Origin of the sequence: Vibrio sp. 10N.286.45.E10 (assembly GCF_002874195.2) — a bacterium.
Classification (GTDB): Bacteria; Pseudomonadota; Gammaproteobacteria; order Enterobacterales; family Vibrionaceae; genus Vibrio; species Vibrio crassostreae.
Genome location: NZ_MCWD02000003.1, coordinates 81697 through 96095 on the forward strand (window position 1 = coordinate 81697; position 14399 = coordinate 96095).

Consider the following 14399-nt stretch of genomic DNA (forward strand, 5'->3'; position numbering starts at 1 on the left):
CCAACGAAGTTATCAAGTGTTTTACCCGCTATTTGTGGGCATTATTTACTGCAATTGGGATTTGGATGAGCGTTTTACGGTTCAATAAACCAGCAAGCCTTTTCCGGGGCGCTAGAGAGCGCCTCAACGCTGTCCTCGATAGCGCTACTCGGCTTTCACGTTTATACTCAGGGGGGCCTGGAGTGATTGGGTTAAATCGCTGATTCTTGCCATCAGCACCAACCTATCTATACTCGATTCTTTAAAGCCAAATTTTGTATAGAAGGACTGAGCTTCATCGTCTAAAGCATGAACTAATATACCTGCCCCACCGACCACTTCCATCGCAGCCATAGAGCGCAAAATACAATCTTTGAGCAAACCAACAGCGATATGTTTACCTTGATATTTCAAATCAACGGCAAGTCTCGCCAATACAACCATTGGTATTGGATCGGGGCTATTGCGTTTTAAAGCACTAAAAGCGATATCTCTTGATACCGACCCCATTGCGATAGCGTAGTAACCCACTACCACGTTTCTTTCTGAATCAATGACGACATAAGTTTTCGCACTACCACGGTTTTGACTTTTTAGCGCTTGTTTCTTAAGCCACAGATCGAGAGATTCAACACCACAACAAAAGGAATTGATGTGATCACTGCCTGTAAGTAAGCGAGGTTTAATCAATCCCAAGGCGACTTCCTTTGGAATAAATCTTGAACACCCTCAAGAATTTTAGGTGGTTCATCAAACGCTTTTTCAAAAGCATCAAATGCCGCTTGTTCTAATCTAAAATCTTTCTGATCTGCCAGTACTTTTTGAGCTTCATTCAAAGCGGCTTGCTGAATGAATACGGTTCTATCCACTTTCTGTAGGCTTGCCGCTGCATCAATAACATCACGGACGGAAGGAAATACTCGCATATTGATCGGGGCTGATTTGGTAGCCATAATAATTACCTGTGTATATCTATCACGTATACAAGCATATCACCACAAACTGTATAGTCAATAGATACACGACCTATCAACTATGCATACTTTTACCGTTCTTGAACATCAAGCTTTTTAGCCGAGCCCACCGCACAGCGAAATTTGCCACCAAACCGTACTCAGGACCCAAAAAACGTCAAGAGAAAATAGACGGAGAACAGGCTGACATGTTTGGGTTTGATGGCACATCAGCGGCGCACCAATGAACCGTCATTTCTGATGAAAAAACAACCAAAAGCACTGGACATCGATCCAGTAAAAGACTAGAGTCAATATTGAACGTTTTATAGGCTATCGGAAGAAATAGGCGTGAAGACACGCTTTAGGATTTGGAAGATACCGTGAAATACGTTGGCAGATGATGACCTTGCGTCACACCGCCACACACAATATGCAGTTGGGATAGGAAGGCGGCAACCTCCCTACCCCGTACCGGCTGCGACACGTTTAAGCAGACCCAGCCGATGGCTCGATTCTAGCGAATTCCATTGGTGAGGGACAGATCTATTTAAGATCTGATATCAATGGAGGCCGCTATGGCTCATCTTCGCATCCGTCCTAATGGGCGCATTCAGTTCGATCTTCATTTGTACGGCCAACGCTTTCGCGAAGGTACCCAGCAAATGGCCACCCCAAAAAATGTCAGGCTTGCTCAAGCCACGCTCAAACAAATGAACGCCGAGATTGACCTTGGCACCTTTCAATACCGTGATTACTTTCCACACAGTAAAAAAGTGGCCTTGTTTGAACGCTTACAGCGCGAGAAGTACCCCGACCACCTGTATCCTTTTTTCAATGACTTTGCGAATCAGTGGTATGAGCGTCAGAAAGGCAACTGGAAAGCCAGTTATAAAGGCGTGGTGAAGAACACCCTTGAACACTACCTCATTCCGCACTTTGGCAATACCTTAGTCTCTGAAGTGTCGCTCTCTCAAGTGGAATTTTTTCGTCAGACCCTGCAAGAAGCTCGTAAGGCCAATGGCGAGCGACAACTCACCAACAAGCGCATCAATAATATTTTATGGCCGCTGATTGCCATTCTGAGCCTCGCCGCCGAAGAGCATCATTTTGATTACCCATTTCGACGCTACAAATCCCTGAAAGAGGAAAAAGCGGATTCGAAACCGCTGACCATGGATGAAGTCCGTACTTTCTTAGAATGCTGTGATGAGCAATGGCATGATTATTTTTTACTGCGATTTTGGACGGGCATGCGAAGTTGTGAAGTGCATGGCCTGTATTGGGAGCACATTGATTTTGACCATCGCTTGATTCGCGTGAGACAAAATTATGTGAATGGAGAGATTTGTGATGTGAAGACGCCGAAGTCACGTCGTGATTTGCAGATGTGCGACACCTTGTTCGCGGCGTTAAAACGTCAGTGGGAAAAGAGAGATGAGTGCAGCTCATTTGTGTTTGCCTCAAAAAGTGGGCGTGGACTTGATACCCATTACGTTAGCCGAAAGATATGGCACCCCACATTGAAAAAGGCCGGTCTTAAACCTCGCCGCGCCTACGAGACGCGCCATACGGCTGCGGTACTGCACATTGCCGCGCATGAAAATCCGATCTATATCTCACACAAACTCGGGCACAGCGACACCAAATTGCTGTTTGAGGTCTACGCCCCGTACGTGGCGAACGCTTCTGGCCAAGATGGACTGGCGTTCAATGACATGATGTTAGGAGGTGCGGCATGATGATACTGACCTTTAACCGCGCTCAATACTTCCATCAAAACCTAACCGATAATGATCAACTGTGCGCCTTTGCATTAGGCTCTGAACTGCCTTCGGTTTATACACTCATCGGCAACAAACAAGAAATGGCGTTAAGTTCATTGAGCGAACAACACCGCTTAGAAGCGATAGCCAAGCAATGTTATGAGCGTTTTATGGAAGATCCAGCGTTGCAATCGGTACTCGATAAGTACGCCGACAGTATGATGACCTCAGGCATGGTTATGTTTCACGATGTTCGATTACACGCTCAGTCCCCTGGGCTGACTTTAGCGAAGTACTATTACGCACTTAAACAAACAGATGGGCATTTGAATAGGTCAATAGTGTGGGAAAAACACCTTCAATGGTGCCAAGCGTTATCTTTTGCTTTGTATGAACATTGCCAAGATCCACGCAGTGATATTTGTTATGGCGAGAAGACCGTCATTATCGATAAGCCGCATAACAGGCAGTGTTACAGCTACACGACCATTAAGAAACCGGTGTCGTTTCAGCTCAACCGATATCAGTACAGGCAGCAGCCTTGGCAGTGGCAAGACTAACGATACCGATAGGATAGCGATAACAAGGGCTAGTGCTTTCTAGCCCTGATTCACCCGAGATCAAATAGCAGGCGAATCATCGTCGTTTCACCGAGTTATTTAAGTGATTAGGTGCTGGCTATTAAGTTATTTTGCAGCGGGCTTCTTCCACTTTCTTACAACCTTCGCCATCTTAAACGAAAGCGTCATCACGTAAGTGTGGAATAAAATCGATGTGTTGAATGAGAGAACGTTGGTCCTGTATTTTAATCGTGCACCACATTAGTCTGTAGGGAATTTTTGCTTCTGATGTAGAACTCGCATAATACGGATAATTGAACCTTCAACCCAATATGAAACAATCATCGAAACTTCAGAAATAATGAGCAGTCTCCCTTGAACGCCTTCACGTTGTACTCCTATTAAAGGTTGCTCAAGCAAGTTTTCGACTTTGGCTTCAATAATATTATCGGTTCTTTCAGCTACATCTGGATTAAAGTCGTAGAGAAATTCAAAGATCTTCTCTCGATCATTAAGAGATTCTTCTTCCCATAAAATCATTGCTGACCTCGGCTACGAACCCTCGCTTTACGGGCTTCCATTCGAGATTTGGCTGAATCATTGTCAATAAACACCGCTTTACCAGAGTCGTACTTTTCAAAAGCAAGTTCTACTTGTTTTGTTAACCAAGCATCATGAGATAATGTTTTTCTTTGATGCTCTGCCATTTGTTCTGTCAGTTCACGGCAAGCATCACTCAGAGTGCGGCCTTGGCTCTCAGCCAATTGCTGAGCTAGGCGTTTTGTTTCGTCATCAACACGAAATTGGATTCTAGCATCCATGAGTAGTTCCTTAAAAAGCACTGTACACACAAATGTTAGCACCAGCGTGCTAAATGGGCAACTAACTAGCCTTTAGGATTTCACGATGCTTTTACTGTACCCGTTCAATGAGAGCCTACTACAGAATTTATTGTCTGCATCCAAGGTTTTCCCGGAGCTGATTTTCCTTTAAATCACAACACTGCCGTCTCATCAGGTTGTTTTTCTTCTAGTTTCTTCCACTTTCTTACTATCTTGGCCATTTTAAATGAGTGCGTCATCGCGTAAGTGTGGAATAAGAAACACGCCACAATGATGTAGAACATAATGTATTCTGGTACTTGGAAGTATTCGCCTAATAGCCCCAGCGTTGAGTACACTAATTGCACCAAGCAAATCACCACTAAAGACTCACGAGGGGTAAAGCCGATACGCTGCATAATGTGGTGGAAATGCTCACGATCGGGTTTAAACGGAGAATGCCCTTTACAAACCCGGCGGATCATAATGGCCATCATATCAATCAAAGGCACTGCGATTAACCACAAGGCGGTCACAGGGCGGATGACATAAGGCCCCTCTTCAGATTGCGTTCCGCCAATTAAAACCCAGATGACAATGAAGCCGATCATCATGCTACCGGCATCGCCCATAAACACTTTACGCAGTTTGCCAAAATACCCTAAATTAAACAGAACAAAGGGGAATAAGATCACCACCATCACGACCATAAAAAAGGCGTAAAACTCGAGTTCATAAGCGAAGAACACCACACCTAACGATGCAAATACCACCATGCTTAAACCACCCAGTAGCCCATCAATACCATCGACCATGTTAAAGGCGTTAATGGCACCGAGCACAGCGATGACAGTAACGATGCTATCAACCACGATAGGGAAATCCAACACACCCAATCCGAACACATTACCGACATGAGAGAGGGTTAACCCCGTATAGTTCATGATGATCAGAGCTAAGATGGCTTGCACGCCCATTCTGAGCTTAAAACTGATATCAAAGCGGTCGTCGGCTACCCCAATCAATACCAGTACCGTTAAGCACGCTGCCGCTATCTCTACATTCTTGAACTCAGCTGCATTCACGTAAAGGAAGTACAACACGGTGATGCAGAGAGAGATCCCGCCCACCAAAGGAACCACACCTTCATGGTGTTTTCTGGCATTCGGTTTATCGACTAAGCCAATGGCATAGCCTACTTTACGCATGCAGTACAACACCGAAAAGGAGAGAAAGAAGAACATAGAGAGTTCGATAAGGTAATCAAACAGTGACATAGGTTTAAGCCTTTTTTGGTTATTGTTTGTCTCTAGCTAATATCTTAGCGATGAATTTTTTAGCTCTTAATCGGTTAGGAAAATCGGTAATTTCTGTATCCACAATTGGGAATTACTTGCTGTTAAGCATTGCCGATTTTTCAACCACAATATCAACCACCGCTTCGTGATACTGAACCACATAGGTCTCAACTGGTTTCAAACTAACATAGGCCATACAACGCTTAACCCTGAATTGCTTATTATTGCACGCTTTCAAACACTGTTATACTTTGTATTACATTGCACTACATAAAGGTATAAACATGAAAAATGAAATGCTGAGTACACGTATTGACCACGATACTAAAGTCGCTTTTACAAATATTTGTGATGAGGTTGGTTTAAGTACTTCCCAGGCAATTAAACTCTTCGCGAAAGCTGTCATCAACCACGGTGGAATCCCTTTTGATTTAAGGGTACCACAACCAAACGATGTGACTGCTGCTGCCATCGTGGAGCTTATTGAAGGTAAGGGGCACAAAACGGATTCAGTTGATTCGCTGCTGTCTGAACTCACTGAAGGTAAAGTTAACAATGTATGAGTTAAAATACTCAACTCAATTTAAGAAAGACTTCAAAAAAGTAAACAAGATGTCGATTCCTGACATTGTTGAAGTCGGGAACATAATATCCAAGCTGCAACGTGGTGAAACGCTCGATGCTAAAAATGTCGATCACTCATACGAAACTGAGTACCACATCTACTCCCTCTAGGCGTCACAAGCCGTCATCAAACTTTGCCCTGATACCCACGCTCGGTTGGTGTGCAATGCATAGCTTTCAAGCTCTTGAGCAGCTCCAACAGCACAGCGAAATTTGCCCCCAAAGCTTTCTGAGAGTTTAAGCCATTCCTCAGCCCCCATATTAAGCCGTTCAAGAATCGTATTATCACATGGCGGAATATAACCACGCTTGTTTGGCCGAACCACTTGGCCTAATGCTTCCACTAGGGCTAAATAATCCAACAAAGAGAACTCAATGCCCCCTATCTTAGAAATCACCGAAGGCTGCATTTGTCGCTCATTCCCTAAAAAGCCAGCCAAGTCTTTAGCGGGTAAAGAGGCGACCTCGCCTTTACCTTCATCGCCTTTGCAAGCCATTGAATGAATGCGTTCATAGACGGAAGTAAATTCAGATTCCTCTAATGATTGCGCCATGCCAGCCCGAACCGAATTCAAATCGACATACGCCATACAACTTAGCAGCGCTTTTTCATCCAACAAAGCTTGAGACTTAAACCGCCCTTCCCAGAAGCGGCCTTTACAACCTTCTTCTTTATTCGCTTCACGAGCGACATACTCATTAAGGTTACGCATGAACCAAGAGATGTCCTGCAAACGCTCACGCCATTCATTAATAAGCTCAAGCGTTTTATTGATTTCAGCTTTAGATTTTAACTCACCACCAAGCCAACGACTCACAAGCAAAGGCGCTTTGTATAAGGTAGTCCAACGCTGAACGACCTCTTCATCACTCCAAGATCCCGCCGATGCCATATTAACATGCAGTGCTAAGTGGTAGTGGTAGTGGTAGTGGTAGTGGTAGTGGTAGTGGTTCAACATAATGGCATAGGCACACACATCAATCGCAAACACTTGGCTAATTGGCTAAGTAAACGCATGCGTTCGACCAACCAAACACGGCGATGCTCAAAATTTTGCCCAGAATACTTATCCTCTCCACACAAAAACGCGCGACGCACACATCGTGAAATGCAGTGATAGTAAGCCGTATCTTGAAGGGAAACTTGAGTTGAACGTGCTTGAGTCATCTATCAGCCTTCTGATTATATTGAAGAACTTAAGTTAAGCTTTTTCCCAACAAATAGAGTGTATCGTAACTAAAATCTTGCTCGTTCGGCCATTCGACCGAGCCAAATGCGACCGAAACCCGTTTGAAGTAACTCACATCTTTTAGTTCTTGAAAGATGCCTTTATCTAGATAAGGTGAAACATCAAAGAGTTTAGTATTACTATTGTCAAAGCTGACAATAAGCTTGTAATCATCCGTTGGTTGCACTGAAACTACACTAGGGTTCATCATTGCCTTCTATTTCAAAGGATCGATTTTAAACACCGATTCACCATTGATAGCTAACTCCCAATCGGCCATTAATTCATCTTTGTGGATTTTACCCCACGCGTCAACAAGCTTTTGCTTGTTCGAAGGAATACTGCCCTCAAGAATACGCCCACTCGGTATTTCAACAATAACAGAATCCCCTTGGTAGTGAACATGTATATGTGGTGCGCTATGCTACTGGTTATCAAAGTAATACATTCGAACTATGATGCCATAGAACATTGAAATAGTTGGCATAGCATACCCTTATTGTAATCGTGACTGATAATTTAAGCGTAGTTAGTATTTAAGAATTAAGTAAATACATGGGTGTCCCGTATTTTCGCCATCTGATGGATACCATCGTTTCTTTTACTCACAAAATGGTCTACACTAAGTTACTTATTAAGTAACTTAGTGTAGACCTGTGACTAAGGCAGAAAAACTAATTTCAGCTATGGCTGAATCAAGTAAATTTGGCAAAGGCGTATTCAGCAAGGCTGAACTTGCCTACCTTCTCAATGTCGAACAAACACCCCGTTTTAACAAATTTCTGCACGACTGTGTTAAAAAGGGCACCATTAATCGAATCGCTAATGGTCTTTTTGAAAGCACAATCACCCCTCCAAATCCCCGAACTGCAATATATGAAGTCGCCCGTAAATTAAGGCCTGGCTACCTAAGCTATATAAGTTTAGAGAGTGAATTATCACGTACTGGAGAGATATCTCAAATCATTATGGATCGCCTGACTCTAATGACTCGGGGGCGAAGTGGGACATTTAAAACTCGCTACGGAGTGGTTGAGTTTACACATACTAAGCACAAAGTATCACAGCTTGAAAATGACCTATTCTTCGACGAAGAGGTGAAAATGTATCGAGCTATGCCTCATCGAGCATTAGCCGATTTAAAAAGCTGTAAACGAAACCTACAAATGATAAATCACTAACTGGGCTCTCTACTATGCTAAAACAAAAAATAGACGAAATTCTAAAGCGTAACCCTGAGTTAGCACCTGTTGTTGAAGTGATCGAAAAAGAGATACTTCATCATGATATTTTGCATGTCATGACAGAACACGGGGCACTACAAAGACTCACCTTCATTGGCGGTACCTCACTACGCCTTTGCTACAACAGCTCTCGGTTATCTGAAGACTTAGACTTTAATGGTGGTCATGATTTTAAGCCATCGATGTTTGATGGGCTTGAGGATGAAATACAGAGCTTTTTGCAAAAGAAATATGAAATACCTGTATACGTCAATAAACCTAGCCCAGACAAGCAAGGGAATACATCATCGTGGAAAATCAGCATCGAGAAAGAACCAAACCGTGCTGATCTACCCAGACAGAAAATGCACATTGATGTTTGTGCTTTACCCTCTTTCGATTTGACAAATCGAGTGCCTATAAATCACTACGGAATCGACACACCAACAGAAGGTATGCTGATCCGTTGCCAAACTATGGACGAGATTTTAGCTGATAAATTCATTGCTTTAGCATACAGGGCAAGGCGAATTAAGCCCCGTGATGTGTGGGATATTGTGTGGCTAAATCAAAGAGGTATTGAGGTCAATAACCAGTTAATCAACAACAAACTAGAGGCCCGCGACAAAGAGCGTGATGACTTTTTGATTGCGCTGGGCAGGCAAATGAAAAACCTAACTGAAAATGATGCAGTTAAAGCAGACTTCAACAGCGAGATGAGTCGATTTGTACCTAAAACATTGCAAGCAAAAACGCTTGATGTACCTGAGTATTGGGACTATGTGAGAGAAACAATGAGTAGCATGGGTAAGAGAATTTCACAACCAAGCTCACCCACAAATAAATTTGATATGAGCCTTTAGCTTTATCTGTGTGATTCATAGAGATGGTTTCAATTTTCTTAGCTGAAGATCGAGCTTGTAATTCTGCTCTTGAAACCGCTCTTTCTTGATTTGGTAGTGCTGAGATACCTCTTCAGACAAAGGGGTTTGATCAGATATCTCAGTAATCCTGTCTATCGGGGTTAGCCCATTTAACGAGCTGTGGGGCCGTTCCCAGTTGTAGTAGTGTTGCCATTCAGCTAGTAGCCGATCCAGTTCTTCCAGCCCCACAGAGACATCTATAGTCGGATAGAACTCACTTTTATCTGTTTTCTGTGAGCGTTCCACTTTGCCATTCAAGTGAGGTGAGCCAGGCTTATTTGGGCGAAACTTGATTCCATAAATCATGAGTTGTTTCTGGACTTTCTCAGCAAAGAACTCACGCCCTCTGTCCGTCTGAATACGCTGGATAGGAAATGGCATCTCTTCAACTACACAATCAATAAAGTCGACTGTATTTGCTGCTGTGCGCCGAGAGTAACACCTTAGAACCCGATAGCGAGAGCAGTCATCAATAGCTGTATACTGATAAATTCCAGGCGCTATTTTAGAGGTGTCCATCTGGACTCTATCACCAGGAATTGGGCGCTCATATCTTTGGAAATCTTTTTTGCGTCGGTAAGTTACGATGGGGTTGACTGATGCTTCGGATAAAACTTTATGGAGTGTCGCGGTGCTTAGATGTATTTGGTGAAGTCGGATTAATTCCGTTTGTAAACGCCGCGCCCCTAAATTGCGTTTCTCACGCATCGTAAGGATCAATGCTCTTAGTTCATCAGTGACCTTGTTACCTGGAGATGAATGAGGGCGTCTGCTCTGGCTTTTCAGACCAGCGACTCCACACTGCTTATATCGCTTAGCCCACTTGCGTAATGTTGGTCTAGAAATACCACAGCGTCGACATACGAGGCCTGCATCACCACATTCCTCATACATTTTTACCCACTGTAATCTTTGTTGAATTTCTCTATCCATAGACACCCAGTATAGTTGAAAGGATGTCTATGAATCACACACTTTATCTTTATCTTTATCTTAGGTTGCTGTCTCATTTAGCAATGAGCATACCCCGTAAAGTCTTAAATATTATAGATGGCACTGTTAATTTCAAGATTTAGCACCGTTGCTGTGATCACTATGTTAACGCTTAAAGGCTAATGCTCTTTTGGTCAGAAACCCAGCAACGCCCTATATTATGGGCATATTACACTAATTCAGATAACGTCCCCACAGCGCAGTGATCTCGCCCCCCAATACGCGACGCCATAGCTAACCATTTTTGCTCACTAAAGCCGAGTTGACTGGTGACTCTAGCATCCAGGTAGGAAAATCAACACGGCTCGTTAGTTGTTTAAGTTAGTTACCAAGGTTCTCTAGGTACTTAACGAACGAAGAAAAATCACCTTTGTCCGCTTCCTTAAGGCAAGAGATATAAGCTTTGCGCTCTTCGCTCACTTTCTCTAAGTTGCCCTCCGCCCAGTTAAGCGGTGGCTCTTTTAGTAGAACGATACGAACTACGTCGGTAAATATACGCGAGTGCCTACCGTTCCCATTTGGGAAAGGGTGAATCTCAACAAGCTTGTGTTGTATACGAACACTGAGCTCTAGGCTTGAGAAGTGATTAAATTCTACCCAGCACTTGGCGTCTTCTAGAAAGTTGTGGAGCTTGGGCCTGATTTGGAAAGGATCGTAACCAATGCTTAACTCTTTGTTTCTAGTGGTTCCAGCCCAGGTCCAGACATCGCCAAATAGGTTTTTATGGAGGGCAAGAACGAATTCAGCTGAGAAAATAGAATCCAGCGTTAGGCCAGAGATACCAGTAACCCACTGTTGGCCTGCTAGTATATTGGACTGTTCAAGTTCGTTTAGTTGCTCTCTTGTTGTTACGTGTGGGTGTTTCAACCCTTCCATATCATCTGGATCAAGAGATGTAGCACCTTCTGGCTCATTGCTGATGATCAAAATACTTTCTCTTCCTTATTTTTACCCCATAGCTTACGTCCACCAGCACGCATAATTTCTTCGGCTAGTTCACTTATTAATATGTTTTCTTTCTCTTTGTTAATTGATTGCGCCTCTAGAAACATATTTTTAGATGCTTTCCTCACTTCTATTTTCGCAATCTCAAGCGCACGCTCTTGTATTGTGTCAGAGACAGACTTTTTCGGTTTTAAAGTATATGAGAAGTCACAGTCTAGCGCTTCAGCTAGTTGCTGTAACTGATTTAGAGTGATATCGCCACCAGCCTCGCGCCTTTCAAGAACTGAAATTCTATTTCTTGTCATGCCGGCTCTATCTGCTAGCTGGGCGCCTGACATATCAAGAGCCTTTCTTACTGTTCTAATCCAGCCCTCTTTAGGTATTGAGGGGAGTCGTGTTTCCTTAACTGCATCAACCAGTTCTCTGTACTGTCTTAAAACCGTTTTCTTAACGGGTTGTTGCTTGTTCGAGTTGCTTTGAAAAGAGTACATAGTCGCCTCGCTTTCTATTGATGACGCCTTAAGTGTAGTTAAGTTAAGATACATTTAACAATTTATTGTATTTTAATTCGCTTACACATACGAGATACTTGTATCTAGTTATGAATACCCAACCATTTACTATGCATTTTAAATCAGATGCATAATAAATCATACGTATACAATTACAGATACACCATGAAATAAAGCGTATCGCAAAACAGATACAAAACATCATCTAGCGTAGTCGATTTAAGATACAAAATACCACTTAGTAGCGATCTTTTTACGTTTGAAGTTAGTTGAGATGCGTAGCTAACGCAAGACTATGGGGACAGTCTGCCTCTTGCCATCCATTAGTGCAGGTATAGCAATTTGTTTAACTTAGTGACCAGTATTGGTTACACCTAGCAGGTTTGTTTAAGTGCTCAAAGCACATTGCGTGACTTAACCTTTGATTCAAAAGAGCAAGACTATGAGTAAGACGCCGCCACTGCTGATAATCGAACCTGGCCGTCATTTTTACCGTGCATTAAATAGGGTATACAACGACAATGGTGAGCGTGCTTGCACAGCCATAGACCCTAATCCATTTCTCCAAGTTCAGTTTACTAGTGATATTAGAGCTATCTACTCTGATGGCACGGCCGCCGCTGGTCACTTTGTCGCCATCCCACTCTAACGACAAAGCGGTACCAGCTCTGTATATAGCACCAACTAGAGAAACTGCCTATTTTGAAATCCAATGGTGTACAGAAGCCGCATCCTTTCAACAATCCATACTCGGCGATGCTCAAAGCTGTGACCCGAATAAGCATCTTCGCCACATAAAAAAGGCGTACACACCGTGAAATGCAGTGATAGTACGCCGTTTCTTGAAGAGAGATCTGAGTTAAGCAAGCTTGAGCCATCATGACCACCAATGAGCAAACTTTAAAAAATAAAGAAGCAACTGACAAATAGACACTTTCAAGAATTAAACTTAAGTTGCAAAAAATTAAGCTGCTATAATACAGCTTAATTGAATTTATCTTAATCACGCCTATACTATGTAAAATTAAAGTATCCCTTTATGCATAGAAGGTAACCTAAGGACTATTGATGCAAACATTTTACAACCGAGAGGAAGAGCGAGAGTTACTACAAAATATTTCTCTCAATTTACCTAAGACGAAAGGACAACTCAGCGTTGTGGTCGGTAAACGTCGAGTAGGGAAAACTCGGCTCTTGCATGAAGCCTACAATCACTCGGATGATAACAAGACCTTATACCTCTTTGTGAGTCGAAAAACAGAGCCCGCATTAGTCGAAGAGTTTACCGATCTCATCGCTAATCAGCTTGGTGCTAAGTTTTTCCGCCCAAGCTCTCTTAAAGAGATCATCGAATTCTTACTCGACTATTCTACGTCCACCCCACTGACTCTCATTATTGATGAGTTTCAAGACATACAAAGAGTTAACCCCAGCCTTTTTTCTGATATCCAAAATCTTTGGGATACCTATAAAACTCAGGCGATGATGCATCTGATTTGTTGTGGCTCAATGTATAGTCTAATGAACCGAATTTTCAAAGGTGCGGATGAGCCTCTGATGAACCGTGATGATTATTTTTTCAAAATAAAACCACTTAAGCCCTCTTACATCCGTTCAATCATGCTTGATACCCAAAGCTTTAATGCTGAAGCGATGCTGCAATGGTGGTGTCTCAGTGGGGGGATCCCTAAATACTTGGAGTGGCTCTCAAGGATGGGAAGTCAATCAACATCCAATCGCATTTTTGAGCAGGTCATTGCGCCGTCTTCGCCTTTTTTAAAAGAAGGGCTGCATCGTTTGGTGGAAGATTTTGGTTCAGAGCACCCCGTTTATTTCGATATATTGAGCGCTATTTCCCGTGGTTACACAAGCCGATCACAAATTCAAAGCGTTATGAACATGGATGTGTCCATCGCGTTAGAAAAGCTCGAAAAAGACTATGATGTTATCGCCAAGCAAAAGCCAATTTCGTCTAAACCTACCTCACGAGATTCACGCTTCTCGATAGAAGATCCGTTCTTGAAGTTCTGGTTTCACTTTGTACATCGCAATCACAGCGCGTTAGAAATGGACAATTATGGGTATGTGCATGCGCACTTAGCAAGGGATTTCAAGACCTATTCCGGGTGGGAGTTAGAAGGGTTATTCAAAGCCGTTTTAGCGGAATCGGGGCAATTTAACCAAATTGGTGGTTATTGGGATCCCAAGGGAAAAAATGAAATTGATATCGTCGCGATCAATGAGCTTGAAAAGAAAGTTCTGATCGCTGAGGTGAAGAGAAACCCGCGTAAATACAATCCAAATACACTGATTGAAAAATCTCAAGAGCTTATCAAAAAGATGAAGCTGCACAACTATGAGATCCATTACAAAGGGTTATCCTTAGAGAACTTAGAGGATGTGATGGATGGGAAGCTCACGTTTTGTTGAAATAACGTGAAGCTGAAAAAAGGCAGCGAGCCCCGATAGGTCAACGGGAACGGACCATTGGGGCTCGTTGACAAGGATGAAAACTGTCTCAAAACCGTCTCTGCGCTGAGACAGTTCTTGTCTAACGTCATGTATTAGCGTGA

Annotated in this window: 17 protein-coding genes and 2 pseudogenes; 8 read left to right on the plus strand and 11 right to left on the minus strand. The window is 43.0% G+C overall.

Going from position 1 to position 14399, the window contains the following annotated elements; all coding sequences use genetic code 11:
• Positions 1–144: 144 nt before the first annotated feature.
• Positions 145–675, minus strand: a complete 531-nt coding sequence (locus BCU34_RS21610; protein WP_102479554.1) for a GNAT family N-acetyltransferase — start codon at positions 673–675, stop codon at positions 145–147.
• Positions 666–932, minus strand: a complete 267-nt coding sequence (locus BCU34_RS21615) for a DUF1778 domain-containing protein (RefSeq protein ID WP_017067984.1) — start codon at positions 930–932, stop codon at positions 666–668. The genes BCU34_RS21610 and BCU34_RS21615 overlap by 10 nt, the downstream gene beginning before the upstream one ends.
• Before the next feature lie 578 nt (positions 933–1510).
• Here BCU34_RS21615 and BCU34_RS21620 point away from each other — a divergent pair.
• Both BCU34_RS21620 and BCU34_RS21625 read left to right on the plus strand, forming a co-directional pair.
• Positions 1511–2674, plus strand: a complete 1164-nt coding sequence (locus BCU34_RS21620) for a tyrosine-type recombinase/integrase (RefSeq protein ID WP_102479552.1) — start codon at positions 1511–1513, stop codon at positions 2672–2674.
• Entirely contained in the window at positions 2671–3258 is a 588-nt protein-coding gene (locus BCU34_RS21625; protein WP_102479550.1) for a hypothetical protein, read from the plus strand. Before BCU34_RS21620 ends, BCU34_RS21625 begins: the two co-directional genes overlap by 4 nt.
• A gap of 261 nt (positions 3259–3519) precedes the next feature.
• Here BCU34_RS21625 and BCU34_RS21630 read toward each other — a convergent pair whose 3' ends face one another.
• The 3 genes from BCU34_RS21630 to wecA form a co-directional block, all read right to left on the minus strand.
• Entirely contained in the window at positions 3520–3798 is a 279-nt protein-coding gene (locus tag BCU34_RS21630; protein ID WP_102479548.1) for a type II toxin-antitoxin system RelE/ParE family toxin, read from the minus strand.
• Positions 3795–4079, minus strand: coding sequence for a type II toxin-antitoxin system RelB/DinJ family antitoxin (locus tag BCU34_RS21635; protein WP_181360373.1), 285 nt, complete (start codon positions 4077–4079; stop codon positions 3795–3797). The genes BCU34_RS21630 and BCU34_RS21635 overlap by 4 nt, the downstream gene beginning before the upstream one ends.
• Before the next feature lie 173 nt (positions 4080–4252).
• Positions 4253–5356 (minus strand): UDP-N-acetylglucosamine--undecaprenyl-phosphate N-acetylglucosaminephosphotransferase, encoded by a 1104-nt coding sequence (wecA, locus tag BCU34_RS21640; protein ID WP_102479544.1) that lies wholly within the window; start codon positions 5354–5356, stop codon positions 4253–4255.
• Between the two features lie 305 nt (positions 5357–5661).
• On the opposite strand from wecA, the gene BCU34_RS21645 reads away from it, so the two are divergent.
• Complete coding sequence (locus BCU34_RS21645; RefSeq protein WP_102479542.1) at positions 5662–5940, plus strand: type II toxin-antitoxin system RelB/DinJ family antitoxin; 279 nt, start codon at positions 5662–5664, stop codon at positions 5938–5940.
• A pseudogene (locus tag BCU34_RS21650) lies at positions 5933–6076 on the plus strand (type II toxin-antitoxin system YafQ family toxin); the annotation flags it as partial. The gene BCU34_RS21645 and the pseudogene BCU34_RS21650, both read left to right, overlap by 8 nt.
• A gap of 32 nt (positions 6077–6108) precedes the next feature.
• Here the strand turns inward: BCU34_RS21650 and BCU34_RS21655 are convergent.
• From BCU34_RS21655 to BCU34_RS21665, 3 genes and pseudogenes are all read right to left on the minus strand, one after another.
• Positions 6109–6993 (minus strand): transposase, encoded by an 885-nt coding sequence (locus BCU34_RS21655; RefSeq protein WP_198592786.1) that lies wholly within the window; start codon positions 6991–6993, stop codon positions 6109–6111.
• 205 nt (positions 6994–7198) lie between these two features.
• Positions 7199–7441 carry a DUF2442 domain-containing protein gene (locus BCU34_RS21660; RefSeq protein ID WP_198592785.1) on the minus strand — a complete coding sequence of 81 codons (243 nt, stop codon included), beginning with the start codon at positions 7439–7441 and terminating at the stop codon, positions 7199–7201.
• Positions 7442–7447: 6 nt separating this feature from the next.
• Positions 7448–7642 (minus strand): annotated as a pseudogene (locus tag BCU34_RS21665) (DUF4160 domain-containing protein); the annotation flags it as partial.
• 244 nt (positions 7643–7886) lie between these two features.
• Here BCU34_RS21665 and abiEi point away from each other — a divergent pair.
• Positions 7887–8411: a type IV toxin-antitoxin system AbiEi family antitoxin gene (gene abiEi, locus BCU34_RS21670; protein ID WP_102479590.1), complete on the plus strand. Its 525-nt coding sequence runs from the start codon at positions 7887–7889 to the stop codon at positions 8409–8411.
• Positions 8412–8425: 14 nt separating this feature from the next.
• On the plus strand, positions 8426–9316 hold the full coding sequence (locus BCU34_RS21675; RefSeq protein WP_102479591.1) for a nucleotidyl transferase AbiEii/AbiGii toxin family protein: 891 nt from the start codon (positions 8426–8428) through the stop codon (positions 9314–9316).
• A gap of 15 nt (positions 9317–9331) precedes the next feature.
• Here BCU34_RS21675 and BCU34_RS21680 read toward each other — a convergent pair whose 3' ends face one another.
• The 3 genes from BCU34_RS21680 to BCU34_RS21690 form a co-directional block, all read right to left on the minus strand.
• Positions 9332–10309, minus strand: coding sequence for an IS481 family transposase (locus BCU34_RS21680; RefSeq protein WP_102479592.1), 978 nt, complete (start codon positions 10307–10309; stop codon positions 9332–9334).
• A gap of 381 nt (positions 10310–10690) precedes the next feature.
• Positions 10691–11296 (minus strand): mobile mystery protein B, encoded by a 606-nt coding sequence (locus tag BCU34_RS21685; protein ID WP_198592787.1) that lies wholly within the window; start codon positions 11294–11296, stop codon positions 10691–10693.
• A complete protein-coding gene (locus tag BCU34_RS21690) occupies positions 11293–11805 on the minus strand; it encodes a mobile mystery protein A (protein WP_102479593.1) in 513 nt (170 codons plus the stop codon). The genes BCU34_RS21685 and BCU34_RS21690 overlap by 4 nt, the downstream gene beginning before the upstream one ends.
• Before the next feature lie 463 nt (positions 11806–12268).
• On the opposite strand from BCU34_RS21690, the gene BCU34_RS21695 reads away from it, so the two are divergent.
• Together BCU34_RS21695 and BCU34_RS21700 are read left to right on the plus strand one after the other, a co-directional pair.
• On the plus strand, positions 12269–12475 hold the full coding sequence (locus BCU34_RS21695) for a hypothetical protein (RefSeq protein WP_241905483.1): 207 nt from the start codon (positions 12269–12271) through the stop codon (positions 12473–12475).
• 419 nt (positions 12476–12894) lie between these two features.
• Positions 12895–14256, plus strand: a complete 1362-nt coding sequence (locus tag BCU34_RS21700) for an ATP-binding protein (protein WP_102479594.1) — start codon at positions 12895–12897, stop codon at positions 14254–14256.
• Positions 14257–14399: the final 143 nt, after the last annotated feature.

Excerpts from the sequence above, each read along its gene's own strand:
- BCU34_RS21645 (WP_102479542.1), top strand. The coding sequence starts at position 5,662 with ATGAAAAATGAAATGCTGAGTACACGTATTGACCACGATACTAAAGTC.
- BCU34_RS21635 (WP_181360373.1), bottom strand. The coding sequence starts at position 4,079 with ATGGATGCTAGAATCCAATTTCGTGTTGATGACGAAACAAAACGCCTA.
- BCU34_RS21695 (WP_241905483.1), top strand. The coding sequence starts at position 12,269 with ATGAGTAAGACGCCGCCACTGCTGATAATCGAACCTGGCCGTCATTTT.
- BCU34_RS21625 (WP_102479550.1), top strand. The coding sequence starts at position 2,671 with ATGATGATACTGACCTTTAACCGCGCTCAATACTTCCATCAAAACCTA.
- BCU34_RS21620 (WP_102479552.1), top strand. The coding sequence starts at position 1,511 with ATGGCTCATCTTCGCATCCGTCCTAATGGGCGCATTCAGTTCGATCTT.
- BCU34_RS21615 (WP_017067984.1), bottom strand. The coding sequence starts at position 932 with ATGGCTACCAAATCAGCCCCGATCAATATGCGAGTATTTCCTTCCGTC.
- BCU34_RS21680 (WP_102479592.1), bottom strand. The coding sequence starts at position 10,309 with ATGGATAGAGAAATTCAACAAAGATTACAGTGGGTAAAAATGTATGAG.
- BCU34_RS21690 (WP_102479593.1), bottom strand. The coding sequence starts at position 11,805 with ATGTACTCTTTTCAAAGCAACTCGAACAAGCAACAACCCGTTAAGAAA.
- BCU34_RS21675 (WP_102479591.1), top strand. The coding sequence starts at position 8,426 with ATGCTAAAACAAAAAATAGACGAAATTCTAAAGCGTAACCCTGAGTTA.
- wecA (WP_102479544.1), bottom strand. The coding sequence starts at position 5,356 with ATGTCACTGTTTGATTACCTTATCGAACTCTCTATGTTCTTCTTTCTC.
- BCU34_RS21660 (WP_198592785.1), bottom strand. The coding sequence starts at position 7,441 with ATGATGAACCCTAGTGTAGTTTCAGTGCAACCAACGGATGATTACAAG.
- BCU34_RS21700 (WP_102479594.1), top strand. The coding sequence starts at position 12,895 with ATGCAAACATTTTACAACCGAGAGGAAGAGCGAGAGTTACTACAAAAT.
- BCU34_RS21630 (WP_102479548.1), bottom strand. The coding sequence starts at position 3,798 with ATGATTTTATGGGAAGAAGAATCTCTTAATGATCGAGAGAAGATCTTT.